The following is a 25,033-nucleotide window of genomic DNA, read 5'->3' as shown; positions in this document are numbered from 1 at the left end:
CTTAGACCGGGAGGTAACCATGTACTTCCTCGCCGCTGAGGGTGGTGAGTCCACCCACAACCCGATCATCCCGCTCTGGCAGGAGATCGTGGTCGGTGGAGTCGCCTTCATCGTGCTCTGCTTCGTGCTGATGAAGTTCGTCTTCCCGCGCATGGAGCAGACGTTCCAGGCTCGGGTCGACGCGATCGAGGGCGGCATCAAGCGCGCCGAGGCCGCCCAGGCCGAGGCGAACCAGCTGCTCGAGCAGTACCGTGCCCAGCTCGCCGAGGCCCGGACCGACGCCGCCAAGATCCGTGACGACGCTCGGGCCGACGCCGAGGGCATCCGGCAGGACATCCTCGCCAAGGCGCGGGAGGAGTCCGACCGGGTCATCCAGGCCGGCAAGGACGCGCTCGCCGCCGAGCGGGCCACCATCGTGCGCGAGCTGCGCGCGGAGGTCGGCACGATCGCGGTGGACCTGGCCAGCAAGATCGTCGGCGAGTCGCTGGCCGACGAGGCGCGGCGCAAGGGCACCGTCGACCGGTTCCTGAGCGGTCTCGAGAGCACGGGGGCCCGCTGATGCAGGCCGCCAGCCGGGAGTCGTACAAGCTCGCGGCCGAGCGCCTCGACGCGTACGTCCGCGGCGCGGAGCCGTCGGCGGTGGCCTCCACCGCCGACGCCATCCTCTCCGTGGCGACCCTGCTGCGGCGCGAGCCGCGGCTGCGCCGGGCGCTGTCCGAGCCGGCCCGCTCCGGTACGGACCGGGGCGCGCTGCTCGGCGACATGCTGGGTGGGCGGATCGGCGCGGACGCGCTCGACCTGCTCGTCTCGTTGGTCTCCGGCCGTTGGTCGGCACCGTCGGAGTTGCTCGACGGCGCCGAGCGCCTCGGCGTGGAGGCGCTGCTCGCCAGCGCCGACAAAGCCGGCGAGCTGGGCGAGGTCGAGGACGAGTTGTTCCGCTTCGGTCAGGTCGTGGCCGGTCAGCCGGCGCTGAGCAACGCGCTCGCCGACCCGGTCGCCCCGGTCGAGCAGCGGGCCACCCTGGCCCGCGAACTGCTCGCCGACAAGGCCCGCCCGGTCACCGTCCGCCTCGTCGAGGCAGCACTCGGCGGGTTCGGGGGACGCTCCTTCAGCGGGGCGCTCACCCGGCTGGTCGAGCTGGCCGCCGACCGGCGTGACCGGCAGGTGGCGTACGTGACCGTCGCGGCCCCGTTGAGTGACGAGGACGAGCGTCGGCTGGGTGCGAGCCTCACCGCGATATACGGTCGAGAGGTGTCCGTCAAGCAGACGGTCGACCCCGCCGTCCTCGGTGGCGTGAGCGTCCGGGTCGGCTCCGACCTGTACGACGGCACCATCCTGCGCCGCCTCAACGAGACCCGCAACGCGCTCGCGAAGCGCTGAGCGGCTCCGCCGCCCAGCAACTGAGCGGCCTCGCCGCCCAGCAATGCGGTGGCTCCGCCGCCTCGATGTCGGGGCGGCTTCGCCGCCGCAGCGCCCGGATTGACAGACGCCATTCGGACCGGTTGGTACTAGGTATCCCGGGCCCCTGAATTTTAAGGAAGCAGAGGATGGCCGAGCTGACCATCTCGACGGAGGAGATCCGCGGCGCCCTGGAGCGCTACGTCTCCTCCTACACGTCCGACGTCTCCCGCGAGGAGGTCGGCACCGTCGCCGACACCGGTGACGGCATCGCCCACGTCGAGGGCCTGCCCTCGACCAAGACCAACGAACTCCTGGAGTTCGAGGACGGCACGCTCGGCGTGGCGTTGAACCTCGACGTGCGGGAGATCGGCGTCGTCGTCCTCGGTGACTCCGCCAAGCTGGAGGAGGGGCAGCGGGTCAAGCGCACCGACCGGGTGCTCTCGGTTCCGGTCGGTGACGCCTTCCTCGGCCGCGTGGTCAACGCGCTCGGCCAGCCGATCGACGGTCTCGGCGACATCGCCGAGGAGGGCTACCGCGAGCTGGAGCTGCAGGCTCCGAACGTGATGGCCCGGCAGTCGGTGTTCGAGCCGCTGCAGACCGGCATCAAGGCCATCGACGCGATGACCCCGATCGGTCGGGGCCAGCGGCAGCTGATCATCGGTGACCGGAAGACCGGCAAGACCACTGTCGCCCTGGACGCCATCCTCAACCAGCGGGACAACTGGCGCACCGGCGACCCGAAGAAGCAGGTTCGCTGCATCTACGTCGCCATCGGCCAGAAGGCCTCCACCATCGCCTCGATCAAGGGGCAGCTGGAGGAGGCGGGCGCGATGGAGTACACCACCATCGTCGCCTCGCCGGCGTCCGACCCGGCCGGCTTCAAGTACATCGCCCCGTACACCGGCTCGTCCATCGGGCAGCACTGGATGTACGGCGGCAAGCACGTCCTGATCGTCTTCGACGACCTGAGCAAGCAGGCCGAGGCGTACCGGGCCGTGTCGCTGTTGCTGCGCCGCCCGCCGGGCCGCGAGGCGTACCCGGGTGACGTCTTCTACCTGCACTCCCGCCTGCTGGAGCGTTGCGCGAAGCTCTCCGACGAGCTGGGTGGCGGCTCGATGACCGGTCTGCCGATCATCGAGACGAAGGCCAACGACATCTCGGCCTTCATCCCGACCAACGTCATCTCCATCACCGACGGCCAGATCTTCCTGGAGACGGACCTGTTCAACCAGGGCGTCCGTCCGGCGATCAACGTCGGCACCTCGGTCTCCCGGGTCGGCGGCGCCGCCCAGGTGAAGCCGATGAAGAAGGTCTCCGGGTCGCTGCGGCTCAACCTGGCCCAGTACCGCGAGCTGGAGGCGTTCGCCGCCTTCGCCTCCGACCTGGACCGGGCCTCGCAGAACCAGCTCAACCGTGGTGTCCGGCTGGTCGAGCTGCTCAAGCAGGCCAACTACTCGCCGTTCCCGGTGCAGGAGGAGGTCGTCTCCGTCTGGGCCGGCACCGAGGGCAAGCTGGACGACGTCCCGGTGGGTGACATCCGGCGCTTCGAGGCCGAGTTCCTCCAGTACCTGCGGCACAAGCACGAGGGTGTGCTGGCCGGCATCGCCGACAACCAGTGGAACGACGACATCACCGGCTCGCTCGACTCGGCGATCGCCGAGTTCAAGCAGGTCTTCCTCGGCAAGGAGGACGAGCGCACTGTCAACGACGCGCCGGCCGCCCCGCTCGAGGGCGACGAGAACCGCGAGACGGTGACCCGCTTCCGCGACGGCGCGGCCGACCGCCCGGCCGAGAGCTGATCCCATGGCGGCCCAGGTACGCGTTCTTCGTCAACGAATCCGCTCGGCGAAGTCGATGAAGAAGATCACCAAGGCGATGGAGCTCGTGGCGACGAGCCGGATCGCCAAGGCTCAGGCCCGGGTGCAGGCGTCCCTGCCGTACGCCCAGGCCATCACCGGCGTGCTCACGGCGCTGGCGTCCAACGCGCGGATCGACCACCCGCTGCTCACCCCGCGTGAGCGAGTGCGGCGGGCGGGTGTCCTGTTGGTCACCAGCGACCGTGGCCTGGCCGGCGGTTACAGCTCCAACGCGATCAAGACGGCGGAGTCGCTCATCGCGCGGCTCAAGGCGGACGGCAAGGAGCCGGTGCTCTACGTCATCGGGCGTAAGGGCGTCGGGTTCTACCGGTTCCGCGACCGGCCGATCGAGGCGAACTGGACCGGGTTCAGCGAGCAGCCGTCGTTCGAGGACGCCCGCGCGGTTGGTGAGACGCTGATCAAGGCGTTCACGGCCGGTGCGGACGACGTCGACGGCGGTGCTGGCGCGGACGGGGTGCTCGGCGTCGACGAGTTGCACATCGTCTACACCGAGTTCCACTCGCTGATGACGCAGACCCCAGTTGCCAAGATCCTCGGGCCGATGCAGGTCGAGGACCGGCCGCGCTCCGAGGGGCTGCTGCCGGCGTACGAGTTCGAGCCGGAGGCGGAGGCGCTGCTCGACGCGCTCCTGCCGAGGTACATCAACACGCGGATCTACGCGGCGTTGCTCGAGTCGGCGGCGAGCGAGTCGGCGGCACGGCGGCGGGCGATGAAGAGCGCCACCGACAACGCCGAAGACATGATCGACAAGTACACGCGTGAGATGAATTCGGCCCGCCAGGCCGGGATCACCCAGGAGATCAGCGAGATCGTCGGCGGCGCGAACGCGCTGGCCGCGTCGGGAAGTGAAGTGTGATGACTGCACCAGTAGAGACCAAGACGGCCACGGGTCGCGTGGTCCGGGTCATCGGCCCGGTCGTCGACGCCGAGTTCCCGCGCGACGCCATGCCGGCCCTGTTCAACGCCCTCAACGTTGACGTGAGCCTGTCCGGCGGCGAGAAGACGCTGACCCTGGAGGTCGCCCAGCACCTGGGTGACAACCTGGTCCGTGCCATCTCGATGCAGCCGACGGACGGCCTGGTCCGCGGCGCGGAGGTGCGTGACCGCGGCGAGCCGATCACCGTGCCGGTGGGCGACGCGGTCAAGGGCCACGTGTTCAACGCGATCGGCGAGGTGCTCAACCTCAAGGAGGGCGAGACCCTCACCCCGGACGACCACTGGGGTATCCACCGCAAGGCCCCGGCCTTCGCGGACCTGGAGCCGAAGACCGAGATGCTGGAGACCGGCATCAAGGTCATCGACCTGCTCGCCCCATACGTCAAGGGCGGCAAGATCGGCCTGTTCGGCGGCGCGGGCGTGGGCAAGACGGTGCTCATCCAGGAGATGATCACCCGGGTTGCCCGTAACTTCGGTGGTACCTCGGTCTTCGCCGGCGTGGGTGAGCGCACCCGTGAGGGCAACGACCTCATCGCCGAGATGACCGAGTCCGGCGTCATCGACAAGACCGCGCTGGTCTACGGCCAGATGGACGAGCCGCCGGGCACCCGTCTGCGGGTGGCGCTCTCCGCGCTGACCATGGCGGAGTACTTCCGGGACGTGAAGAAGCAGGAGGTGCTGCTCTTCATCGACAACATCTTCCGCTTCACCCAGGCCGGTTCGGAGGTCTCCACCCTGCTCGGCCGGATGCCGAGCGCCGTGGGTTACCAGCCGACCCTGGCCGACGAGATGGGCGAGCTCCAGGAGCGAATCACCTCCGTCCGGGGCCAGGCCATCACCTCGATGCAGGCGATCTACGTGCCGGCGGACGACTACACCGACCCCGCCCCGGCCACCACGTTCGCTCACCTGGACGCGACCACCAACCTGGAGCGGTCGATCTCCGACAAGGGCATCTACCCGGCCGTGGACCCGCTGGCGTCCTCGTCCCGGATCCTCGCCCCGGAGTTCGTCGGCCCGGAGCACTTCCAGGTCGCCACCGAGGTGAAGCGGATCCTGCAGCGCTACAAGGACCTGCAGGACATCATCGCCATCCTCGGTATCGAGGAGCTCTCCGAGGAAGACAAGATCACCGTGGCCCGGGCCCGGCGGATTGAGCGCTTCCTGTCGCAGAACACGTACGCCGCGGAGCAGTTCACCGGCGTGCCGGGCTCGACGGTCCCGATCAAGGAGACCATCGAGGCGTTCCGGAAGATCAGCGAGGGTGAGTACGATCACTTCCCCGAGCAGGCGTTCTTCATGTGTGGCGGTCTCGACGACCTGGAGAAGAAGGCTGAGGAGCTGATGAAGGGCTGACCAGCCCCATCGGATCCGCAACAAAAAGACTGCCCCGGCAACGCCGGGGCAGTCTTTTGTTCATGTTCGCGTCCTATCATCGTCGCGGTCCGTTAGCGGTGGTCGTCGGTTCCACGGCACCCGAGATACGGTCGTTCCGCGCTCACCCGAACGAGCGTTGATCCTTGCAACCTTTCGGCGACGTGCGCCCGTCTTTAACCCGTGGGCGTAACGAACGGAGATGCTCGTGGGTAAGGCCGGCAAGAGTGGCCGCAAGTCGTCCGTCTGGCGGGGTGTGCCGCGTTGGGCCAGGATCTGCACGGTGTTCGGCACCGTGCTGACCGTGCTCAGCGGGGCCGTGCTGGTCGGCTCCGAGGTGCTCATGGCCCGCTACGAGGGTGCTGTCGGCAAGGCGGACCTGTTCGGTGACCAGGCGGCGGGTGCCCAGGCGAAGAAGAGCGAGATCAAGGGTCCGCTCAACATCCTGCTGGTCGGCATCGACCCGCGGACGGCGACGGCGGCGCCGCTGGCCGACTCGATCATGGTGCTGCACGTGCCGGCCTCGATGGACCGCGCCTACCTGTTCTCGCTGCCACGGGACCTCTACGTGCGCATCCCGCCGTTCAAGAAGGCCGAGTTCCCCGGGGAGACCACGAAGATCAACGCTGCCATGTCTCACGGCAGCAAGGTCCCGGGGGCGAACCCCGACGCGGCCCGGGGCTTCGAGCTGCTGGCGACAACTGTGCAGAACGTGACAGGCATCAAGCGCTTCGACGCTGGCGCGATCATCAACTTCAGCGGTTTCCAGAAGATCGTCGACGCCATGGGTGGCGTCAACATGTACATCGAGCGGGACGTGCGGTCCGAGCACAAGCAGCCGGACGGCAAGGCGCGTCCGGGCAACACCCGCGGTGAGGGCTACGTCGGCCCGCAGGCGCTCTACAAGAAGGGCAACCAGCACCTGAGTGGGTGGCAGGCGCTGGACTACGTGCGGCAGCGTTACCCGAAGAACGGCGTCCCGGATTCGGACTACGGCCGGCAGCGCCACCAGCAGCAGTTCGTCAAGGCGATGGTCGGCCAGGCGTTCAGCGCCGACGTGGTGTCCAACCCGGTCAAGCTGGACAAGGTGCTCCGCGCCGCCGGTCAGTCGCTGATCTTCAACGGTCGGGGCAACAGCGTGGTCGACTTCGGGCTCGCCCTGAAGGACATCCGCCCCAACACCATCGAGATGATCAAGCTGCCCGGTGGTGGGGTGTACGACGGCAAGAGGTACCTGGGTGAGCAGTTCCAGGAGGGGGTGCCGGACTTCTTCACCGCCCTGCACAACGAGCAACTCGACCCGTTCCTGCTGGAGCACCCCGAATTCGTGAACAAGACGAAGTAGCCGTGACGCGGATGTCCCCCACCCGCGTAAGACGCGCCCCGGCGTCAGGCTAGACTTTCGGCAATCCGTAGCCGCAGCAAGGAGACAGCGTGGCACAGCAGCTTCACGTCGAGCTCGTCGCCGTCGAGGAGAAGGTCTGGTCGGGTGAGGCCGAGATGGTGGTCGCCCGTACGACCGAGGGCGAGCTCGGTGTCCTGCCGGGTCACGCTCCGCTGCTCGGCCAGCTCGCCGAGCCCGGCCAGGTGCGCATCAAGCTCGCCGGCGGTGAGCAGGTCTCCTACGAGGTGGCCGGTGGCTTCCTCTCGGTGAGCGCCGACGGCGTCACCGTGCTGGCCGAGAGCGCCACCCCGGTTTCCGCGCCGAGCCGCTGAGTCACCCCGGGGATGGAGATCGTCGAAGGTTTCGGGATCGGCGTTGTCGTCATCCTCGTCGCGCTTCTGATCCTCTTCGTCCGGCGAGCCCTGGTCACCCGTAGCGGTGGCATCATCCGGCTCAGCGTCCGGGTCACCACCGTACTGGACGGCCGCGGCTGGTCGCCCGGTTTCGGCCGCTTCGTCGGTGACGAGCTGCGGTGGTACCGGATGTTCAGCTTCGCGATCCGCCCCAAGAGGGTGCTGTCGCGCAAGGGGCTGGCGGTGGAGCGTCGACGATTGCCCGAAGGTCAGGAACGGCTCTCCATGCCGGCCGACTGGGTGATCCTGCGCTGTACCAGTCACCACGCACCGGTGGAGATCGCCATGGCGCGATCGACGGTTACCGGGTTTCTCTCCTGGCTCGAGGCCGCCCCTCCGGGGGCGGTCTCGCCGCGTATGGCCTCCCAGGACTGGCCGGCCGCCTGAAGCTGCTGCGCTTGGGGTTTCCGGGGCAGCCCGCCCGGCTCCGGGCGGTCAGGCTTGATCCCTGCGCCGGGCGGGCTGCCCCGGAAACCCGCCCGCCGCGCCGTGCGTCGGTCCGGCGCGGTCCTTTTGTCACCTGCCGACTCGGCCTTCTTGATGTCGGGGTGTCCCCGGCACAGTAGAACACCCCGACATCAAGGAACCGGAGTCGATCAAGGCGTCGGCCGGTGTGCGCTGGCTGGCATGGCATGTCCAGGAGTCAGCTCCGGCGACGCGTGGGGGCGGCCAGAGTGGGAACCCACACCTCGACGTGGTGCCCAGCGCCTACGGTCAGCGCTTGCCGCCCGGCACCCATAGCACGTCTCCCGCCGGATTTGCCGTTCTTGACAGGATAAAGAGCAGATCGGAGAGCCGGTTGAGATACTTTGCCGGGAGCGTGCTGGTTCGTTCCGGATCGTGGCTGACCAGCGCCCAGGCCGCCCGTTCGGCTCGCCGGGCGATGGTCCGTGCCACGTGCAGCAGTGCCGCGCCAGCGGTGCCGCCCGGAAGGATGAAGGAGTCGAGCTTGCTCAGGCGTGCGTTGTACTCGTCGCACCAGCCCTCCAGGCGCTCGACGTACTCCTCGGTCACCCGCAGCGGTGGATACTTCGGCTCCGGCTCGGCCGGGGTGGACAGGTCGGCGCCGACGTCGAACAGGTCGTTCTGCACCGACGCCAGCACACCACGCAGCACCTCGTCGAGCCCACCCGTGGCGATCGCGACGCCGATCGCCGCGTTGCACTCGTCGACATCCGCGTACGCGGCGATGCGCGGATCGGTCTTCGGTACCTGCTCGTTGTTGCTCAGCCTGGTCATGCCGGCGTCGCCGGCCTTGGTGTAGATGCGCGTGAGGTGGACGGCCATGACGCACAGCCTACGGATTCCCGACCTGACGATCCCGGCGCGGCCGGACAGCACTCCCAGTTGGCCGGTGTTGGTAGGCCCCGGCGACGCGGGCGACCCGGCGGTCAACGACGTCGACGTCATCCGGGTGCACGGTGACGCCCGGCTGGCGGGCACCGTGCACGTGGTCGGTGCCAAGAACTCGGCGCTGAAGCTGATGGCCGCCGCGCTGCTCGCGCCCGGCCGTAGCGTCATCACGAACGTCCCACGGATCACCGACATCGCGATCATGGGGGAGGTGCTGCGTCGGCTGGGCTGTGACGTCCAGTTCGACGCCGACGACCCGGTCGACCCGATGGTCGCCCGGGGTGGCGTGCCGCGATCCCGTTCGGTGACCATCGACGTGCCCGAGCAGCCCGGTGCCGACGCCGACTACGACCTGGTCCGACGGTTGCGCGCGTCGATCTGTGTGCTGGGCCCGTTGCTGGCCCGCCGAGGATACGTGCGGGTGGCGCACCCCGGCGGGGACGCCATCGGTTCACGGGGGCTGGACATGCACATCTCCGGGTTGACCCGGATGGGCGCGGAGATCTCCGGTGAGCACGGGTTCGTCATCGCCTCCGCTCCGCACGGGCTGCGCGGCGCGGACATCGTGTTGGACTTCCCCAGCGTCGGCGCGACCGAGAACCTGGTGATGGCGTCCGTGCTGGCCCAGGGCACCACGACGATCGACAACGCGGCCCGGGAGCCGGAGATCGTCGACATCTGCACGATGCTCAGCCAGATGGGAGCGCGAATCGTGGGCGCCGGCACGTCCACGTTGCGGATCACCGGGGTCCCCGGTCTGCGTCCGGTGCGACACGCGACGGTGGGGGACCGGATCGTCGCCGGCACCTGGGCGTTCGGCGCGGCGATGACCCGGGGGGACGTGACGGTGACCGGGCTCGACCCGGCGTACCTGGAGGTCGCGCTGGACAAGGTGGTCGCGGCCGGCGGGCTGGTGGAGACCCGGGAGGGCGGCTTCCGGGTACGGATGGACGAGCGGCCCCGCGCGGTGGACGTGGTGACGCTGCCGTACCCCGGCTTCGCCACCGACCTGCTGCCGATGGCGATCGGGCTGGCCGCGGTCAGCGACGGCGCCTCCCTGATCACCGAGAACATCTTCGACGGTCGGTTCATGTTCGCCAACGAGATGATGCGCCTGGGTGCGGACATCAAGACCGACGGGCACCACGCGGTGGTGCGGGGGCGGGACCGGCTCTCCGGTGCCCCGGTACGGGCCACCGACATCCGCGCCGGTGCCGGGCTGATCATCGCCGGGCTCTGCGCGGACGGGGTCACCGAGGTCTCCCACGTGCACCACGTCGACCGGGGTTATCCGGACTTCGTGGCCGATCTGCGCGCGCTCGGGGTAACGGTCGAGCGGGGCACCACACCGGAGGAGCCGTCGCTGGAGATCTGACGCCGAGGGTGGCCGAGAGGCCGCCGCTTAGCCATCGTTCAGGCTCGCGGACTAGGGTGCAGGCAGGCACTCAATCGCAGCGAGGGAGAAGTAGATGGCGGGTCGACTCGCGGTCGTCGGGGCCGGGCTGATGGGTTCCGGCATCGCCCAGGTGGCGGCGCAGGCGGGCTGGCAGGTGACGCTGCGCGACCTGGACGACGCGGCCACCAACCGGGGGATCGGCGGCATCCGGAAGTCCCTGGAGAAGTTCGCCGAGAAGGGCAAGATCGAGGCGTCCGAGGTCGAGGCGACCCTCGCGCGGATCACCGCGACGACCGACCTGGAGGCGGCGGCCGACGCGGACATCGTGGTCGAGGCGGTCTTCGAGCGGTTGGAGATCAAGCACGAGGTGTTCCGCGCCCTGGACAAGATCTGCAAGTCGGACGCGGTGCTCGCCACCAACACCTCGGCCATTCCGGTCACCCAGATCGCCGCGGTGACCGAGCGGCCCGAGGCGGTCGTCGGCACCCACTTCTTCTCCCCGGTGCCGATGATGCAGCTCTGCGAACTGGTCCGCGGTTACAAGACCAGCGATGCCACGCTGGACACCGCGCGGGCCTTCGCCGAGGAGATCGGCAAGACCGTGGTGGTGGTCAACCGGGACATCGCCGGGTTCGTCACCACCCGGTTGATCTCTGCCCTGGTGGTGGAGGCGGTCAAGCTGGTGGAGTCCGGTGTGGTGTCCGCCGAGGACCTGGACACGGCCTGCCGCCTGGGCTTCGGGCACGCCATGGGTCCGCTCGCCACCACCGACCTGACCGGCGTGGACGTGCTGCTGCACGCCTCGAAGAACATCTACACCGACACGGCGGACGAGAAGTTCTTCCCGCCGGAGCTGCTCCAGCGGATGGTCACCGCCGGCGACCTGGGTCGCAAGACCGGCAAGGGCTTCTACACGTACTGAGCGGGACACGACGAGGGGGCGGGCGCACAGCGCCCGCCCCCTCGTCGCGTGTCAGCCGTCGCGCTTGGTGGTCCAGCGGAAGGTGGTGAGGCAGAGCACCACGCCGATCACGCACCAGAGGACCAGCACCAGCGCGACCCGTCCCAGCTCGAACGAGCCGCCCGGCTCCTGCGCCCCGAAGCTCTCCGGCAGGAACACCGACCGCAGCCCCTGGCACATCCACTTCAACGGGAACAGCGCCGCCACCTGCTGCATCCAGGTGGGCAGGTCGGTGAAGACGAAGAACACCCCGGAGATGAACTGGAGCACCAGGGCGACCGGGGTGACCACCGCGGAGCCGCTGCGGGCGGTGCGGGCCAGCGACGAGATCGCGATCCCGCACAGCGTGCACGCGGTCACACCGAGCACGGCGACCCAGCCGAAGGTGAACCACTTGCCGGCGGTCCCCGGCAGGTCGAGGTCGAACAGCGCCACCGCGACGGCCAGCAGCAGCACGGTCTCGGCGATGCCGATCGCCACCACCATGATCACCTTGCCGGCGAACCACACCCACTTCGGCATCGGCGTGCCCCGGTAGCGCTTGAGCACGCCCCGGTCCCGCTCGATCGGGATCCAGATGCCGAGGTTCTGGAAGCTCACCGTCATCAGGCCGGTCGCGATCATGCCGGTGATGAAGTACTGGGTGAACTTGACCCCGCCGCCGATCGTCCCGTCGAAGATCGACGCGAAGATCAGGATCATGATGATGGGGAAGCCCATCGTGAAGACCACGGACTCCCGGCTGCGCAGGAACTGGGTGATCTCCAGCCGGCCCTGGCGCAGGGCGAGCGCGCCGGCCCCCGGCCGTCGGCTGGGAGTCGCGGCGACCGGCGTCGCCGGCTTCGTCGTGGTCGTCATCGTCCGTGTCCGATCATGGTGAGGTAGACGTCCTCCAGGGTCGGCCGGGTCACGGTGAGCCCGGGGACCTCGCCTCCGTAGCGCGCGGCCAGGTCGGCGACCAGGGCCGTCGGCGTCGCGCTCTGCGCGCTTTCCAACGCCCCTTCCGGGGTACGCCAGGAGACCGTCGCCAGGGCCTCCTGCCGGTTGCCGAGCTGGTTCGGGGCGGACACCTCGACCAGCCGACCGCCGGCGATCACACCGACCCGGTCGGCGAGTGCCTCCGCCTCGTCCAGGTAGTGGGTGGTCAGCACGATTGTGGTGCCGGCCGCCGCGAGGTCGCGGATCAGCTCCCAGAACTCGCGCCGGGCCTCCGGGTCGAAGCCGGTGGTCGGCTCGTCGAGGAAGAGCAGCTCGGGGCGGCCGATGATGCCGAGCGCCACGTCCAGGCGGCGCCTCTGCCCGCCGGAGAGGGTGTGCGTACGGGCCTTGGCCTTCTCGGCCAGCCCGACCCGCTCGATCACCTTGTCCGGGTCGTCCGCGTCCGGGTAGAAGCCGGAGAAGTGCCGGACCACCTCGGCCACGGTCAGCTCGTCGAACTCGCCGGTGCCCTGGAGAACGATGCCGACGCGGGAGCGCCAGTCACCGTCGGGATTCGCGGGATCCACGCCCAACACGGCCACCTCGCCCGCGTCGCGACGCCGGTAGCCCTCCAGGATCTCCACCGTGGTGGTCTTGCCGGCGCCGTTCGGGCCGAGCAACGCGAACACCTCGCCCCGGTGGACGTCGAGGTCCACGCCTGCCACCGCCACGTTGTCGCCGTACGCCTTGCGCAGCCCGCGGACGGAGATGGCCAGCTCGTCATCCATGCCGTCCAGTGTGCGTCCTGAGCCGGCACGCGTCGTGCCCGGGGTGTGGCGATGCCCGCCACTGCGGGTGCTTCCCACCCGGACGTCCCCGACATGGACCTGTGTGGTTTTCCACAGCCCGTTTTACTGAACGGTAACTTAAACTCCGGCCATGGACGAGACGGCATTTCCGGGGCGGCTGCCGGAGCGGGACCGCCCGTGGGTGATGCGCACCTACGCCGGCCACTCGTCGGCGACCGCGACCAACGCCCTCTTCCGCCGCAACCTGGCGAAGGGGCAGACCGGCCTCTCGGTCGCCTTCGACCTGCCCACCCAGACCGGGTACGACCCGGACCACGAGCTGGCCGCCGGTGAGGTCGGCCGGGTCGGCGTGCCGGTGGCCCACCTCGGCGACATGCGGGCGCTCTTCGACGGCCTCCCGCTCGCCGAGATGAACACCTCGATGACCATCAACGCCCCGGCGATGTGGCTGCTCGCCCTCTACGCCGGCGTGGGGGTGGAGCAGGGTGCCGAGTTGGCCCGTTGCGCGGGCACCACGCAGAACGACATCATCAAGGAGTATTTGTCCCGGGGGACGTACATCTTCCCGCCGGCGGCGTCGCTGCGGCTGACCGCCGACGTGGTGGCCTACACGCTGCGGGAGATGCCGCGGTGGAACCCGGTCAACATCTGCTCGTACCACCTCCAGGAGGCCGGTGCCACCCCCGTGCAGGAGGTCGGCTTCGCGCTGGCCACCGCGGTCGCCGTGCTCGACGCGGTCCGCGACTCCGGTCAGGTCCCCGCCGAGCGGATGGGCGACGTCGTGCAGCGGGTCTCGTTCTTCGTCAACGCCGGAGTGCGTTTCGTCGAGGAGATCGCCAAGATGCGCGCGTTCGGCGTGCTCTGGGACGAGATCACCCGGGACCGGTACGGCGTCACCGAGGCCAGGCAACGTCGGTTCCGCTACGGGGTGCAGGTCAACTCGCTCGGCCTGACCGAGGCGCAGCCGGAGAACAACATCCAGCGCATCGTGCTGGAGATGCTCGGCGTGACGATGTCCCGCGACGCGCGGGCCCGCGCGGTGCAGCTGCCCGCCTGGAACGAGGCGCTCGGGCTGCCCCGGCCCTGGGACCAGCAGTGGTCGCTGCGGATGCAGCAGGTCCTGGCGTACGAGTCGGACCTGCTCGAATATCCCGACCTCTTCGCCGGCTCGCACGTGATGACCGCACTGGTCGACGAGATCGTCACCGGGGCCCGTGTCGAGCTGGACAAGGTGCTCGAACTGGGCGGCGTGGTCGCCGCCGTGGAGACCGGCTACCTCAAGAGCGCGCTGGTCGCCTCGCTGGCCGAGCGCCGCCGCCGGATGGAGTCCGGCGCCGACGTGGTGGTCGGGGTCAACCGGTTCGCCGAGACCGAGGCGTCCCCGTTGACCGCCGCCGGTGCGGAGGCGGTCGAGCAGGTCGACCCGGCGGTCGAGGCCGCCGCCGCGGACGCCGTACGCCGATGGCGGGCCGACCGGGACACGGGCGCTGTGGACGCGGCCCTGGCCCGGCTCCGTGCGGACGCCGCGACCACCACGAACCTGATGCCAGCCACCCTGGACTGCGTGCGGGCCGGGGTGACCACCGGCGAGTGGGCTGGCGCGTTGCGCCAGGTCTTCGGCGAGTACCGCGCGCCCACCGGTCTGGCCGGCGCCACCGGGACCGGCGGAGATCCAGGGCTCGCGGCGGTCCGCGAGCGGGTCACCGCCACCGCACGCGAGTTGGGTAGCGGCCGGCTGCGGCTGCTGGTCGGCAAACCCGGCCTGGACGGGCACTCGAACGGCGCCGAGCAGATCGCGGTACGCGCCCGTGACGCCGGCTTCGAGGTCGTCTACCAGGGCATCCGGCTGACCGCCGCGCAGATCGTCGCCGCCGCCGTCGAGGAGGACGTCGACCTGGTCGGGCTGTCCGTGCTCTCCGGGTCGCACCTGGCCGCCGTGCCCGCAGTGCTCGACGGACTGCGCGGCGCCGGCCGGGCGGATCTGCCGGTGGTCGTGGGCGGCATCATCCCGGCCGGCGACGCGGACACCCTCCGGGCTGCCGGGGTGGCCCGCGTGTTCACCCCGAAGGACTTCGCCCTCACCGACATCATCGACGACCTGGTGACGGTCATCCGCCGCGCCAACGACCTGGCCTGACGAGACGTGACCCGGCGTCAGACCCGGAAGCCGGCGGCGCGGGCCGCGTCGCGTTCCCGGCGACGAACGGAGCGTCGCCGGAAGAACCAGAAGACGAAGATGACCAGACCGACCAGGAAGACGAGCACCAGCACCGGCAGGATGACCGCCACCAGCGAGACCACCACGCTTGTGGCGTCTTCGGCGGTGCTCGCGACCGGGGCGCCGAAGCCGGCGGTGGTCGCGTTGATGACGGGGCGTGCCGCGGACTTGAGCAGGTGCACGCCCAGTGCCAGCAGCACGCCGGTGACGACCGGCACCCACTGGTGGGTCGAGAAGAAGCTTCCCGGGTCGCTGACCGTCACCGTCTCGGACGAGGAGCCGGCACCGAAGGCCAGGCCACCTGCTGTGGGTCGGACCACCGTCTGCACCACGTCGTTGATGTGGTCGACGACGGGCACCTTGTCCGCCACCATCTCGACGGCGAGCAGCGCGGCCATGATGACGATGACCCAGCCGTTGCCGAGCCAGGTCCAGCCGCTGGGCAGGTCGATCAGGTCGGTGTAGCGGCCGAGTAGACCGAGGATGAGCAGGGGTATGTAGGCGTTCAGCCCTGCCGAGGCGGCGAGACCGGTGCCGGTGAGAACTTCGAACACGGTCTCAGCATCGCATCGACGCGCCAGTGCCGCTCGCTGGCGACCGGCGGGTGCTCGGCTACCCTCGTCGGGTGCGGTTGGTCATTGCGAAGTGCTCGGTGGACTACGTCGGACGGCTCTCGGCTCATCTGCCGCCGGCCACCCGGTTGCTGATGGTGAAGGCGGACGGGTCGGTGTCGATCCACGCCGACGACCGGGCGTACAAGCCGTTGAACTGGATGAGCCCGCCGTGCCGGTTGGAGGAGGCCCCCGGTGTGTGGCGGGTCGTCAACAAGGCCGGCGAGGAGTTGCGGATCACCCTGGAGGAGATCTTCCAGGACACCTCGTACGAGCTGGGTGTGGACCCGGGCCTGCGCAAGGACGGGGTGGAGGCGCACCTGCAGGAGTTGTTGGCCGCCAACCCGGGAGCCCTGGGCGAGGGGTTCACGCTGGTTCGCCGCGAGTACATGACGGCCATCGGCCCGGTCGACCTGCTGTGCCGGGACGCCAACGCCGGTGCGGTCGCGGTAGAGGTCAAGCGGCGTGGCGACATCGACGGGGTGGAGCAGCTGACCCGCTATCTCGAGTTGATGAACCGTGACCCGCTGCTCAGCCCGGTTGCCGGGGTCTTCGCCGCGCAGGAGATCAAGCCGCAGGCCCGGGTGCTCGCCACCGACCGGGGCATCCGGTGCGTGGTCGTGGACTACGACAAGCTGCGCGGCATCGAGAAGGACGAGCTGACGCTGTTCTGATCGGCCGCTCAGCTTCCGGTGCGCACCGCGATCAGTGACTTGGGCAGGCCGAAGACCCGTTCGACGAGCATCGTCGAGTCGGGGAAGTAGTGGCGCATCTGCGAGCGGTCCAGCAACTCGGTCCAGAGCACCTGGTGGATCGCCGCGTCGTGGCTGCGGGTCGGCTTGTGCCCCAACGGCCAGCGTCGGGCGAGCGCGGTGCGCAGCCGCACCGGTAGGAACTGCATTCCCGGCGCGATCCAGTGTGGCTCGATGGGGAAGTAGCGGTACGGCGTCTGCACCCAGTGCCGGTCGGCCAGCGAGCGGACGGAGGCGGCGAAGCGCAACCGGCGCTCGTGCCCGCCCACGTGCTCCAGCACCGAGTTCGAGAAGACCATGTCGTAGCTGCCCCTGGCGAGGCGCTCCGGCAGGTCGCAGGCGTCGGCCTGTTCGACGTGGGCCCATTCCGGGACGGCGGCCGGGGGTTTTTCCAGGTTGACGACTGTCACCCGGGCCGGCCGGACGGTGGCGCGGTGCCAGGTGCCGAGTCGTCCGCCGAGATCGACCACGTGCATGTCCCCGAGGTCGGGGAAGGTGCGGGCCAGCCAGTCCGAGCGGTGCCGACGCCGACGGGCGCTCCACGACTGGTCACTGTCGACGAGGCGGTAGCGCAATCGATTAGGGCCCATTTAACGCAATGTACCGCCGTAGCCACAGCTCATAAACATGTGGATACGCCGATCTTTGGTGAAGATCGGCTATCTGACACTCACCTGCCGTACATCATCTTGATCGCCTTGACGAGCCGGGCCGTGTCGGTCGGCGTCCGCTCGAAGGTCATCGACGGCAGCAGCGACCGGGCGCGACGCCGGGTGATCGCCTTGGCGCGGCCGAACTCGCGCAGCCCGTCCTCGCCGTGGATCCGCCCGAAGCCGGAGTCACCCACCCCTCCGAACGGCAGGGTGGACATGCCGGCGAAGGTCAGGGTGGAGTTGATCGAGGCCATCCCGGAGCGCAGCCGCCGCGCGATGGCCACCGCGCGCCGTCGGCCGAAGACCGAACCACCCAGGCCGTACGGCAGGGCGTTGGCGCGGGTGATGGCCTCGTCGGCGTCGCGGACCCGGTTGATGGTCAGCGTGGGGCCGAAGGTCTCCTCCCGGACGGCGGCCGAATCCTCCGGGACGTCCACGAGCACGGTCGGGTGGACGTACGGCGGCTGCACGGCGGTCGGGCCACCGATCACGGCGCGCCCGCCGGAGGCTATCGCGGCGTCGATGTGCTGGCGGATCACCTCGATCTGCTTGGGCATGGTGATCGGGCCGATGTCGGTGCCTTCCGCCCCGACGGTCAGTCGACCGGCACGGGCCACCACCTTGTCCACGAAGCTGTCGAAGACGGAGTCGACCGCGTACACCCGCTCGATGCCGATGCAGGTCTGCCCCGCGTTGGTCATGCCGCCCCAGACGCACGCCTCGGCGGCGGCGTCCAGGTCGGCATCGCTGTCGACGATCATGGCGTCCTTGCCGCCGCCCTCGATCAGCACCGGGGTCAGCGTCTCGGCGCAGGCGGCCATGACCTTCCGGGCGGTGGCGGTGGAGCCGGTGAAGGCCACCTTGTCGACTCCGGAGCGGCACAGGGCGGCACCGACGTCGCCGAGGCCGTGTACGGCGGTGAACACCTGTTGTTCGGGTACCACCTCGGCGAAGCTGTCCACCAGCCACTGGCCGGCGGCGGGCGTGTACTCGCTCGGCTTGAGCACGACGGCGTTGCCGGCCGCGAGGGCGTACGCGGCGGAGCCGATCGGGGTTAAGACCGGATAGTTCCAGGGCCCGATCACCCCGACCACGCCGTGCGGCTGGTATTCGAGGTGTCCGGAGAACTCGGCGAGGATGAGCCGGGACCGCACCCGGCGTGGGCCAAGCACGCGGCCGGCGTTGCGGGCGGCCCAGTCGATGTGCTCGATCGCGGTGACGATCTCGACGATCGCGTCGGGGACGGGCTTGCCGCCCTCGGCGTGCATCAGGTCGGCCAACTGCTCGATCCGTTTGGCGAGCAGCGCGCGCCACCGCAGCAGCCGGTCGCGGCGGCCGGTGAAGCCGAGCCCGGCCCACCACCCGCCGGCGACGCGGGCGCTTTCGACGGCCTGTCGCACGTCGGCGTCGCTGGCAACGGGGAGGCGACCGGCCTCGACACCGGTGGCCGGGTTGGTCGACACCAACTGGCCCGCCTCGATGATCGGGATGCCCGGGACATGCACAGCCGTCATGGCGGAAGTCTAGACCCGAAAATTACTCGCCGGTAGCTCGCCGATCCGAGGTGCCGTAACCGGGGTCGCGCCACCCCGACCGATCGTTGATCAGTGCAGGTCAGGCCAGTGGTGGCAGAAACCCTTCGCCCGAATCGTCGAACGGGAGGTGGCCGGGAGGTGAAGAGAGGCTGACCGGCCGGTCGGTATTGACGATTACCGTCTGATGGCAGGCTGACGCGCGGAGTGACGGTGTGGGTGGAGGGCTGACTGTCCATGGAGGAACATCCGGAACTGATGCCGCTGTTGACGGTGGCGGGTGGGCCGATGCGCGGGGCGAGCTTCCGTGTGCGTGCCGAACCGCAGGTGATCGGCCGGGCCCCGACCGGTCACGTGGTCATCGCCGACCCGCACCTGAGTCGTCGCCACGCCGAGGTGTGGCTGGCCCCGGAGGGCCTGTCCCTGCGGGATCTGGGCTCCACCAACGGCACCTGGCTCAACGACCGCCGGATCACCGAGGTGGAGTTGCTCTCCGACGGCGACGTGATCCGGCTCGGCCGTACCGAGCTGCGCCTGTTCGATCCCGGGGTGGCGCTCACCGATCCGGTGGGCCTCAGCTTCGGCCCGTCCCGGCGGGACGTCCGGCCGACCCTGCCGCTGCCGTTGGCCACGCCGCCGGGCACGCGACGGTAACCGCGGCCCACACTCGGGCCGCGCCCCGGATGGCGACCGGACACCTGGACCGTCGGGGTCGGGCGTGGCAGCATGCCGCGGATGGAGACCGAGCAGCGGACCGTGACGGCGAACGGCATCACCCAGGCGGTACGCGTGGCCGGCCCGGCCGACGGCACGCCGGTGCTGCTGATCCACGGCAACTGCTCGTCCGCGCTGTTCTGGGAGCCGCTGGTCCGGCGTCTGCCACCGACGCTGCGGGTGGTCGCGCCCGACCTGCGCGGGTACGGCCACACCGAGACAGCCCCGGTGGACGCCACCCGAGGCCTGCGGGACTTCGCCGACGACGTGGCCGCCCTGCTGGACGACCCGACGCTCTTCGGCGCCGACCCCCGCCCGGTGGTGGTCGGGCACTCCCTCGGTGGCGGAGTGGCGATGCGCCTGCTGGTCGACCATCCGCACCTGGTGAGCGCGTTGCTCCTCGCGGCCCCGGTCTCCCCGTACGGATTCGGCGGTACTCGTGACCTGACCGGCACGCCGACCACCCCGGACTTCGCCGGCACCGGTGCCGGCACGGCGAACCCGGACTTCGTCGCCCGGCTCGCGGCCGGCGATCGGAGCGAGGACGCCCCGGCCAGCCCTCGTGCCGTGCTGCGAACCACCTACGTGGCCGATCCCGCCTCGCTCGGCACGGACGAGGACCTCCTGCTGGACACCGTTCTCTCCACCGCCACCGGGGACGACAACTACCCGGGCACGGCGGTGCCCTCGGAGAACTGGCCCGGCACCGCGCCGGGGGAGCGCGGCGTGCTCAACGCGCTCGCGCCGACCTGGTTCCGGCTCGCCGACGAACTGGTGGCCGTCGCCGAGAAGCCCCCGGTCACCTGGGTACGCGGGGACGCCGACGTCATCGTCTCGGACACCTCGCTGTTCGACCTGGCGTACCTGGGTGCGCTGGGTGTGGTCCCCGGCTGGCCGGGCGAGGAGGCGTGCCCACCGCAGCCGATGATCGGCCAGACCCGCGCGGTGCTGGAGCGGTACGCGGCGGCCGGCGGCGCGTACCACGAGGTGGTGTTGCCCGGCTGCGGGCACAGCCCGCACCTGGAGCGTCCGGCGGAGTTCGTCGCGGAGTTGCTGGCCCTGACCACGGTGCCCGCCGCCTAGGGCCGGGGCGTCGACACGGGCCCTGGCCGCAGGTGGCGTCGTGGGTGAAATATGCCACGGCGTCTCGACAACCCAGCGTCACGTGGCAGACTCGCGCGCATAACCTTAGCGGCCGCTCAGCGGTCGTGCGGAGTCTCTGGGGAGGCCGGTCGTGGGGCGCGATTTCAGCACCGTGGGCGTGGTGGGGCTGGGCACCATGGGTGCCGGCATCGTCGAGGTCTTCGCCCGCAACGGCATCGACGTGGTGGCCGTCGAGATCTCCGAGCCGGCGCTGGAGCGCGGCCGGGCCACCCTCACCGGCTCCACCGACCGGGCGGTCGCCAAGGGCAAGCTCGCCGCGGCGGACCGCGACGCCCTGCACGAGCGGGTGCACTTCGCGGTCGGGCTGGACGCGTTGCACTCCGTCGACCTGGTCATCGAGGCGGTACCCGAGCACCTGGACCTCAAGCAGCGGATCTTCGCGGAGCTGGACCGGGTCTGCCGGCCGGAGACGATCCTCGCCACCAACACCTCGTCGCTGAGCGTCACCGAGATCTCGGTCGCCACCAGCCGGCCCAACCAGGTGATCGGCATCCACTTCTTCAACCCGGCGCCGGTGATGAAGCTGGTCGAGGTGGTCCGCACGGTCGTCACCTCCCCCGAGGTGGTCGCCGACGTCGAGGCGCTCTGCGCCCGGCTCGGCAAGGTCGACGTCACCATCAACGACCGGGCCGGCTTCATCGCCAACGCGCTGCTCTTCGGCTACCTCAACCACGCCGTCGGCATGTTCGAGTCGCACTACGCGACGCGGGAGGACATCGACGCCGCCATGAAGCTCGGCTGCGGCCTGCCGATGGGCCCGCTGGCGTTGATGGACCTGATCGGCCTGGACACCGCGTACGAGATCCTGGACACCATGTACCGGCGCGGTGGGCGGGACCGCCGGCACGCCCCGGTGCCACTGCTCAAGCAGATGGTGACGGCGGGGCTGCTCGGCCGTAAGTCGGGTCGGGGTTTCTACACCTACGAGCGGCCCGGTTCGCCGAAGGTCGTACCCGACGAGGCGACGCCGGTGGCCGCGGAGGCCGCGCTCGCCGACGGTGCCCGCGCTATCGCGAAGGTCGGCGTGGTGGGTTCCGGGACGATGGCCACCGGCATCATCGAGGTCTTCGCGAAGGCCGGTTACGAGATCGTCTCGGTGACTCGTGGCGCGGAGAAGTCCGCGACGGTCTGCGAGGCGGTGAAGACCTCGCTCAACAAGGGTGTGGTGCGGGGCAAGCTCGCCGAGGCGGACCGGGACGCCGCCCTCGGCCGGATCAGCTGGTCCGGCACGCTCGACCACCTCGCCGACGTCGACCTGGTGGTCGAGGCGGTGGTCGAGGAACTGAGCGTCAAGAAGGCCCTCTTCGCGAGCCTCGACGAGATCTGCAAGCCGGGCGTGGTGCTGGCCACCACCACCTCCTCGCTGCCGGTGATCGACGTGGCGATGGCCACCCAACGGCCGGCCGACGTGGTGGGGCTGCACTTCTTCAACCCGGCGCCGGTCATGCCGCTGGTCGAGGTGGTCCGCACCATCCGCACGTCCCCGGAGGCCACCGCCACCGCCCGCGCGGTCTGCGCCGCGCTCGGCAAGACCGGTGTGGTCTGCGGCGACCGGTCCGGGTTCATCGTCAACGCGCTGCTCTTCCCGTACCTGAACGACGCGGTGAAGATGTTGGAGGCCAGCTACTCGACGGCCGACGACATCGACCACGCGATGAAGCTGGGCTGCGGCTACCCGATGGGCCCGTTCGAGCTGCTCGACGTGGTCGGGTTGGACGTCTCGCTGGCCATCCAGCGCGAGCTGTACCTGGAGCTGCGCGAGCCCGGCTTCGCGCCCGCGCCACTGCTGGAACACCTGGTCACCGCCGGCTACCTGGGCCGCAAGACCCGCCGGGGCTTCCGCGACCACTCGCACCGCTGACCGCCGCGGTCCGTTCTGCGGAACGGACCGTACGCTTGGTGACTGTGAGCCCCCGTCGCAACCGCCCTCGCCGGGACGAGAACGCCAACCTGGACGCCGACCGGGTCCGGCAGGGCGTCGCCTCGGTGCAGCAGTGGACCGACGGCGCCTGGCAGGTACGCGGCATCGGAGCGGGCGCCTCGGTCAAGACGTACCGTTGCCCCGGTTGTGACCAGGAGATCCGACCCGGGGTGGCGCACCTGGTGGCCTGGCCGGCGGACGGCCTGGGTGACCTGACCGACCGGCGGCACTGGCACAGCGGTTGCTGGCGCGCGCGGGACCGGCGCGGCCCGGCGGTGCAGCGGGGCCGGGGCGCCCCACGCTACTGAGCGCGCCCCGCTGAGCGACCTGGGTCACCCTGTTCGTGCCTGGGTGGGCGGCGGGAGCGCTTTCGCGACAGACTTGGGCGGTGAGCACAGCGATCCGCGCGTCGTCGATCCTGCCCGGCCGCCGGGAGGACATCGAGCTGCACACCGCCGACGGTCTGCGACTGGTCGGCGAGTTGGCCCTGCCGGCCGACCGGCCGCCGGTGGCCACCCTGGTCTGCCTGCACCCGCTGCCCACCCACGGCGGGATGATGGACAGCCACGTCTTCCGCAAGGCGGCCTGGCGGCTGCCCGCGATGGCCGACCTGGCGGTGCTGCGGTTCAACACCCGGGGCACCAGCAGCCTGCGGGGGACCAGCGGGGGCGCCTTCGACGGTGCGGTGGGCGAGCGGTACGACGTGGCCGCCGCCATCGAGTACGCGGAGTTCGCCGAGCTGCCCGACATCTGGCTCGTCGGCTGGTCGTTCGGCACCGACCTGGCGTTGAAGTACGGCTGTGACCCGGCGATCGCCGGCGCGATCCTGCTCTCCCCGCCGCTGCGCTTCTCGGCCCCGGAGGATCTGGCCACCTGGGCCGCCTCCGGTCGACCGTTGACGGCGCTGGTGCCGGAGTTCGACGACTACCTGCGCCCGGCCGAGGCGCGGGAGCGGTTCGCGGCGGTGCCGCAGGCCGAGGTGGTCGGCGTGCCGGGTGCCAAGCACCTCTGGGTGGGTGACGCGGAGACGGTGCTCGACGAGATCGTCCGGCGGGTCAACCCAGCCGTCGAGGTGCCGCTGCCGACGACCTGGGACGGCCCGATGGAGGCCGGCGACGTCAGCGCGTACGCCGATCGGACGGTGGCCTCGTTCGCGGACACGCCCGTCCCACAGCCGGGCGACTGACCGGTCACCCTCTCTCCTGGCGGGGCAGCACCACCTCGCGCAGGATCAGTTGCAGCGCGGCCACCGTGGGGATGGCGATCAGCGCGCCCACCACACCCAGCAGCGCCACTCCGAGCAGCGCGGCGAGCAGGGCCGCCACCTCGTTGACCTCGACCGAGCGTCGCATCACCTTCGGGTAGATCAGGTAGTTCTCCACCTGCTGGTAGACGAGGAAGAACACCGCGCAGGCGATGCCGGTGGGCAGGTCGGCGGCGAAGCCGACCAGGCTCACGATCACCGCGCCCAGGGTCGCGCCGATCTGCGGGATCAGGTCGGTCACGGCGACCACCACCGCCAACGCGAACGGGTACGGCAGCCCGACGATGAGCGCGAACACGAACGTGGTCGCCCCGGCCAGCACCGCGATGCTCAACGCGCCGACCATGTACGCGCCCACCTTGGCCAGGATCTCGTCGCCGATCAGCTGCACCCGCTCCCGCCGCGAGCGGGGCACCAGCGAGTAGCCCAGCGAGCGCAGCTTGTTGAAGTAGGCCAGGAAGTAGATCGTCAGCACCAGCACGGTCAGCGTCCGGAACACCGTGCCGAAGATCAGTTGGGCCCCGCCGAGCACCCCGCCCAGCGCCCGGCCGACGGTCTCGGCGTTGGCCGCGCCCTGCACGCGCTCCACCACGTCGTACCGCTCCACCAGGTCGTTGACCGTCGGATTGCGGCGCAACTCGTCCAGCAGGCTCGGGATCTGGTCGATGAACTGCCCCGACTGGGTGACGATCGGCGGGACCAGCGCGACCACTCCGCCGCAGAGCAGCAGCACCACCGTCAACGCGACCACCGCCACGGCCAGGCCGTGCGGCACACCCCAGCGGCGTAGTCGGACCACCGCCGGGTTGAGGCCGACCGCGAGGAAGAGCGCGATCACCACCAGCACCAGGATGCCGCCGGCATTGCGGATCCCCAGATAGAGGGTGTACGCCAGCAGCACGCCCAGCGCTCCCGTGAAGCCGATCAGGAAGCTACTACGGCGCAGCGGGCGTCCCGGAGTGCCGAACTTCCCGGACGGGACGGCTGGCGGCTCGTCCGGGTCGATCCCCGGCGCGGGGACCGGCACCGGCGGCGGTGTGTCCGCTGACGGTGGACCGGGCGTCGGGTCCGGGTCGTCGTTCGGCGGTTCGCCGGCCGACGGGTCGTGCTGTGGCACCAGGGACCTCCCGGCTCAGGTCGTCGGACGACCGGCGACAGCGACGAACGCCCGCCACGCGGCCGGCGCGAACATCAGCACCGGGCCGTTCGGGTCCTTGCTGTCCCGCACGCCCACCACCTCGGGCAGATTGTCCGCCACCTCGACGCACTCGCCCCCGCTAATGCCACTGCGGGTTGATTTGCGCCATTCAGCGCTCTTCAGCTCCATGTCGTCACGATCCTCTTCATCAGCTCGATGGACCGCCGCGGGACAGGGCGTCGTT

General features: G+C 70.2%; 25 protein-coding genes. 17 read left to right on the top strand and 8 right to left on the bottom strand.

The window, feature by feature from the left end; all coding sequences use genetic code 11:
* The first annotated feature begins 19 nt into the window (after positions 1–19).
* The 8 genes from O7614_RS28050 (at position 20) to O7614_RS28015 (ending at position 7,772) form a co-directional block, all read left to right on the top strand.
* A complete protein-coding gene (locus O7614_RS28050; protein WP_278141408.1) occupies positions 20–559 on the top strand; it encodes a F0F1 ATP synthase subunit B in 540 nt (179 codons plus the stop codon).
* Positions 559–1,380, top strand: a complete 822-nt coding sequence (locus tag O7614_RS28045; RefSeq protein WP_278141407.1) for a F0F1 ATP synthase subunit delta — start codon at positions 559–561, stop codon at positions 1,378–1,380. The genes O7614_RS28050 and O7614_RS28045 overlap by 1 nt, the downstream gene beginning before the upstream one ends.
* Before the next feature lie 167 nt (positions 1,381–1,547).
* A complete protein-coding gene (gene atpA / locus O7614_RS28040) occupies positions 1,548–3,200 on the top strand; it encodes a F0F1 ATP synthase subunit alpha (RefSeq protein WP_278141406.1) in 1,653 nt (550 codons plus the stop codon).
* Between the two features lie 4 nt (positions 3,201–3,204).
* On the top strand, positions 3,205–4,134 hold the full coding sequence (locus O7614_RS28035) for a F0F1 ATP synthase subunit gamma (RefSeq protein ID WP_278141405.1): 930 nt from the start codon (positions 3,205–3,207) through the stop codon (positions 4,132–4,134).
* Positions 4,134–5,570 carry a F0F1 ATP synthase subunit beta gene (gene atpD, locus O7614_RS28030; RefSeq protein ID WP_278141404.1) on the top strand — a complete coding sequence of 479 codons (1,437 nt, stop codon included), beginning with the start codon at positions 4,134–4,136 and terminating at the stop codon, positions 5,568–5,570. The genes O7614_RS28035 and atpD overlap by 1 nt, the downstream gene beginning before the upstream one ends.
* A 220-nt stretch (positions 5,571–5,790) precedes the next feature.
* A complete protein-coding gene (locus O7614_RS28025) occupies positions 5,791–6,933 on the top strand; it encodes an LCP family protein (RefSeq protein WP_278141403.1) in 1,143 nt (380 codons plus the stop codon).
* 89 nt (positions 6,934–7,022) lie between these two features.
* The gene (locus O7614_RS28020; protein WP_278141402.1) at positions 7,023–7,304 is read left to right on the top strand and encodes a F0F1 ATP synthase subunit epsilon; all 282 of its coding nucleotides are present in this window, start codon (positions 7,023–7,025) and stop codon (positions 7,302–7,304) included.
* 12 nt (positions 7,305–7,316) lie between these two features.
* Positions 7,317–7,772 (top strand): DUF2550 domain-containing protein, encoded by a 456-nt coding sequence (locus O7614_RS28015; RefSeq protein WP_088987888.1) that lies wholly within the window; start codon positions 7,317–7,319, stop codon positions 7,770–7,772.
* Between the two features lie 327 nt (positions 7,773–8,099).
* On the opposite strand, the gene O7614_RS28010 is transcribed toward O7614_RS28015, so the two are convergent.
* Positions 8,100–8,672, bottom strand: coding sequence for a cob(I)yrinic acid a,c-diamide adenosyltransferase (locus O7614_RS28010; RefSeq protein WP_278141401.1), 573 nt, complete (start codon positions 8,670–8,672; stop codon positions 8,100–8,102).
* Here O7614_RS28010 and murA point away from each other — a divergent pair.
* Both murA and O7614_RS28000 read left to right on the top strand, forming a co-directional pair.
* Positions 8,671–10,113 carry a UDP-N-acetylglucosamine 1-carboxyvinyltransferase gene (murA, locus tag O7614_RS28005; RefSeq protein ID WP_278141400.1) on the top strand — a complete coding sequence of 481 codons (1,443 nt, stop codon included), beginning with the start codon at positions 8,671–8,673 and terminating at the stop codon, positions 10,111–10,113. The genes O7614_RS28010 and murA overlap by 2 nt on opposite strands.
* A gap of 94 nt (positions 10,114–10,207) precedes the next feature.
* A complete protein-coding gene (locus tag O7614_RS28000) occupies positions 10,208–11,056 on the top strand; it encodes a 3-hydroxyacyl-CoA dehydrogenase family protein (protein ID WP_278141399.1) in 849 nt (282 codons plus the stop codon).
* Positions 11,057–11,107: 51 nt separating this feature from the next.
* On the opposite strand, the gene O7614_RS27995 is transcribed toward O7614_RS28000, so the two are convergent.
* Together O7614_RS27995 and O7614_RS27990 are read right to left on the bottom strand one after the other, a co-directional pair.
* Positions 11,108–11,953 carry an ABC transporter permease gene (locus tag O7614_RS27995; RefSeq protein WP_278141398.1) on the bottom strand — a complete coding sequence of 282 codons (846 nt, stop codon included), beginning with the start codon at positions 11,951–11,953 and terminating at the stop codon, positions 11,108–11,110.
* Positions 11,950–12,801 carry an ABC transporter ATP-binding protein gene (locus O7614_RS27990; protein ID WP_278141397.1) on the bottom strand — a complete coding sequence of 284 codons (852 nt, stop codon included), beginning with the start codon at positions 12,799–12,801 and terminating at the stop codon, positions 11,950–11,952. The genes O7614_RS27995 and O7614_RS27990 overlap by 4 nt, the downstream gene beginning before the upstream one ends.
* A 151-nt stretch (positions 12,802–12,952) precedes the next feature.
* Between O7614_RS27990 and O7614_RS27985 the strand changes: the two genes are divergently transcribed.
* Positions 12,953–14,959, top strand: a complete 2,007-nt coding sequence (locus O7614_RS27985) for a protein meaA (protein WP_278141396.1) — start codon at positions 12,953–12,955, stop codon at positions 14,957–14,959.
* Between the two features lie 17 nt (positions 14,960–14,976).
* On the opposite strand, the gene O7614_RS27980 is transcribed toward O7614_RS27985, so the two are convergent.
* The gene (locus tag O7614_RS27980; protein WP_278141395.1) at positions 14,977–15,594 is read right to left on the bottom strand and encodes a DUF4126 domain-containing protein; all 618 of its coding nucleotides are present in this window, start codon (positions 15,592–15,594) and stop codon (positions 14,977–14,979) included.
* Positions 15,595–15,665: 71 nt separating this feature from the next.
* Here O7614_RS27980 and nucS point away from each other — a divergent pair, with 71 nt between their 5' ends.
* On the top strand, positions 15,666–16,325 hold the full coding sequence (gene nucS, locus O7614_RS27975; RefSeq protein WP_278141394.1) for an endonuclease NucS: 660 nt from the start codon (positions 15,666–15,668) through the stop codon (positions 16,323–16,325).
* An 8-nt stretch (positions 16,326–16,333) separates the two neighbouring features.
* Here the strand turns inward: nucS and O7614_RS27970 are convergent, their stop codons facing one another.
* The gene (locus tag O7614_RS27970; RefSeq protein WP_278141393.1) at positions 16,334–16,993 is read right to left on the bottom strand and encodes a class I SAM-dependent methyltransferase; all 660 of its coding nucleotides are present in this window, start codon (positions 16,991–16,993) and stop codon (positions 16,334–16,336) included.
* Between the two features lie 80 nt (positions 16,994–17,073).
* Positions 17,074–18,570 carry an aldehyde dehydrogenase family protein gene (locus tag O7614_RS27965; protein ID WP_278141392.1) on the bottom strand — a complete coding sequence of 499 codons (1,497 nt, stop codon included), beginning with the start codon at positions 18,568–18,570 and terminating at the stop codon, positions 17,074–17,076.
* Between the two features lie 255 nt (positions 18,571–18,825).
* Between O7614_RS27965 and O7614_RS27960 the strand changes: the two genes are divergently transcribed.
* The 5 genes from O7614_RS27960 (at position 18,826) to O7614_RS27940 (ending at position 23,573) form a co-directional block, all read left to right on the top strand.
* Complete coding sequence (locus O7614_RS27960) at positions 18,826–19,242, top strand: FHA domain-containing protein (protein WP_278141391.1); 417 nt, start codon at positions 18,826–18,828, stop codon at positions 19,240–19,242.
* An 81-nt stretch (positions 19,243–19,323) separates the two neighbouring features.
* Positions 19,324–20,385 carry an alpha/beta hydrolase gene (locus O7614_RS27955; protein WP_278141390.1) on the top strand — a complete coding sequence of 354 codons (1,062 nt, stop codon included), beginning with the start codon at positions 19,324–19,326 and terminating at the stop codon, positions 20,383–20,385.
* A 151-nt stretch (positions 20,386–20,536) separates the two neighbouring features.
* A complete protein-coding gene (locus tag O7614_RS27950) occupies positions 20,537–22,327 on the top strand; it encodes a 3-hydroxybutyryl-CoA dehydrogenase (RefSeq protein ID WP_278141389.1) in 1,791 nt (596 codons plus the stop codon).
* Positions 22,328–22,365: 38 nt separating this feature from the next.
* A complete protein-coding gene (locus tag O7614_RS27945) occupies positions 22,366–22,695 on the top strand; it encodes a hypothetical protein (RefSeq protein WP_278141388.1) in 330 nt (109 codons plus the stop codon).
* Between the two features lie 80 nt (positions 22,696–22,775).
* Positions 22,776–23,573: an alpha/beta hydrolase gene (locus O7614_RS27940; protein WP_278141387.1), complete on the top strand. Its 798-nt coding sequence runs from the start codon at positions 22,776–22,778 to the stop codon at positions 23,571–23,573.
* A gap of 4 nt (positions 23,574–23,577) precedes the next feature.
* On the opposite strand, the gene O7614_RS27935 is transcribed toward O7614_RS27940, so the two are convergent.
* Both O7614_RS27935 and O7614_RS27930 read right to left on the bottom strand, forming a co-directional pair.
* Positions 23,578–24,657 carry an AI-2E family transporter gene (locus O7614_RS27935; RefSeq protein WP_278142405.1) on the bottom strand — a complete coding sequence of 360 codons (1,080 nt, stop codon included), beginning with the start codon at positions 24,655–24,657 and terminating at the stop codon, positions 23,578–23,580.
* Between the two features lie 126 nt (positions 24,658–24,783).
* Positions 24,784–24,978: a DUF397 domain-containing protein gene (locus O7614_RS27930; protein ID WP_278141386.1), complete on the bottom strand. Its 195-nt coding sequence runs from the start codon at positions 24,976–24,978 to the stop codon at positions 24,784–24,786.
* Between the last annotated feature and the right edge of the window lie 55 nt (positions 24,979–25,033).

The sequence above is a fragment of the Micromonospora sp. WMMD961 genome, assembly GCF_029626145.1.
Taxonomy (GTDB): Bacteria; Actinomycetota; Actinomycetes; order Mycobacteriales; family Micromonosporaceae; genus Micromonospora.
This window is presented reverse-complemented; position numbering and strand designations above follow the sequence as displayed.

Bases quoted from the DNA above. Each gene is read 5' to 3' on its own strand.
- O7614_RS28050 (WP_278141408.1), top strand. From the start codon at position 20: ATGTACTTCCTCGCCGCTGAGGGTGGTGAGTCCACCCACAACCCGATC.
- O7614_RS28045 (WP_278141407.1), top strand. From the start codon at position 559: ATGCAGGCCGCCAGCCGGGAGTCGTACAAGCTCGCGGCCGAGCGCCTC.
- atpA (WP_278141406.1), top strand. From the start codon at position 1,548: ATGGCCGAGCTGACCATCTCGACGGAGGAGATCCGCGGCGCCCTGGAG.
- O7614_RS28035 (WP_278141405.1), top strand. From the start codon at position 3,205: ATGGCGGCCCAGGTACGCGTTCTTCGTCAACGAATCCGCTCGGCGAAG.
- atpD (WP_278141404.1), top strand. From the start codon at position 4,134: ATGACTGCACCAGTAGAGACCAAGACGGCCACGGGTCGCGTGGTCCGG.
- O7614_RS28025 (WP_278141403.1), top strand. From the start codon at position 5,791: ATGCTCGTGGGTAAGGCCGGCAAGAGTGGCCGCAAGTCGTCCGTCTGG.
- O7614_RS28015 (WP_088987888.1), top strand. From the start codon at position 7,317: ATGGAGATCGTCGAAGGTTTCGGGATCGGCGTTGTCGTCATCCTCGTC.
- murA (WP_278141400.1), top strand. From the start codon at position 8,671: ATGACGCACAGCCTACGGATTCCCGACCTGACGATCCCGGCGCGGCCG.
- O7614_RS28010 (WP_278141401.1), bottom strand. From the start codon at position 8,672: ATGGCCGTCCACCTCACGCGCATCTACACCAAGGCCGGCGACGCCGGC.
- O7614_RS28000 (WP_278141399.1), top strand. From the start codon at position 10,208: ATGGCGGGTCGACTCGCGGTCGTCGGGGCCGGGCTGATGGGTTCCGGC.
- O7614_RS27995 (WP_278141398.1), bottom strand. From the start codon at position 11,953: ATGACGACCACGACGAAGCCGGCGACGCCGGTCGCCGCGACTCCCAGC.
- O7614_RS27990 (WP_278141397.1), bottom strand. From the start codon at position 12,801: ATGGATGACGAGCTGGCCATCTCCGTCCGCGGGCTGCGCAAGGCGTAC.
- O7614_RS27985 (WP_278141396.1), top strand. From the start codon at position 12,953: ATGGACGAGACGGCATTTCCGGGGCGGCTGCCGGAGCGGGACCGCCCG.
- O7614_RS27970 (WP_278141393.1), bottom strand. From the start codon at position 16,993: ATGGGCCCTAATCGATTGCGCTACCGCCTCGTCGACAGTGACCAGTCG.
- O7614_RS27965 (WP_278141392.1), bottom strand. From the start codon at position 18,570: ATGACGGCTGTGCATGTCCCGGGCATCCCGATCATCGAGGCGGGCCAG.
- O7614_RS27960 (WP_278141391.1), top strand. From the start codon at position 18,826: ATGGAGGAACATCCGGAACTGATGCCGCTGTTGACGGTGGCGGGTGGG.
- O7614_RS27955 (WP_278141390.1), top strand. From the start codon at position 19,324: ATGGAGACCGAGCAGCGGACCGTGACGGCGAACGGCATCACCCAGGCG.
- O7614_RS27930 (WP_278141386.1), bottom strand. From the start codon at position 24,978: ATGGAGCTGAAGAGCGCTGAATGGCGCAAATCAACCCGCAGTGGCATT.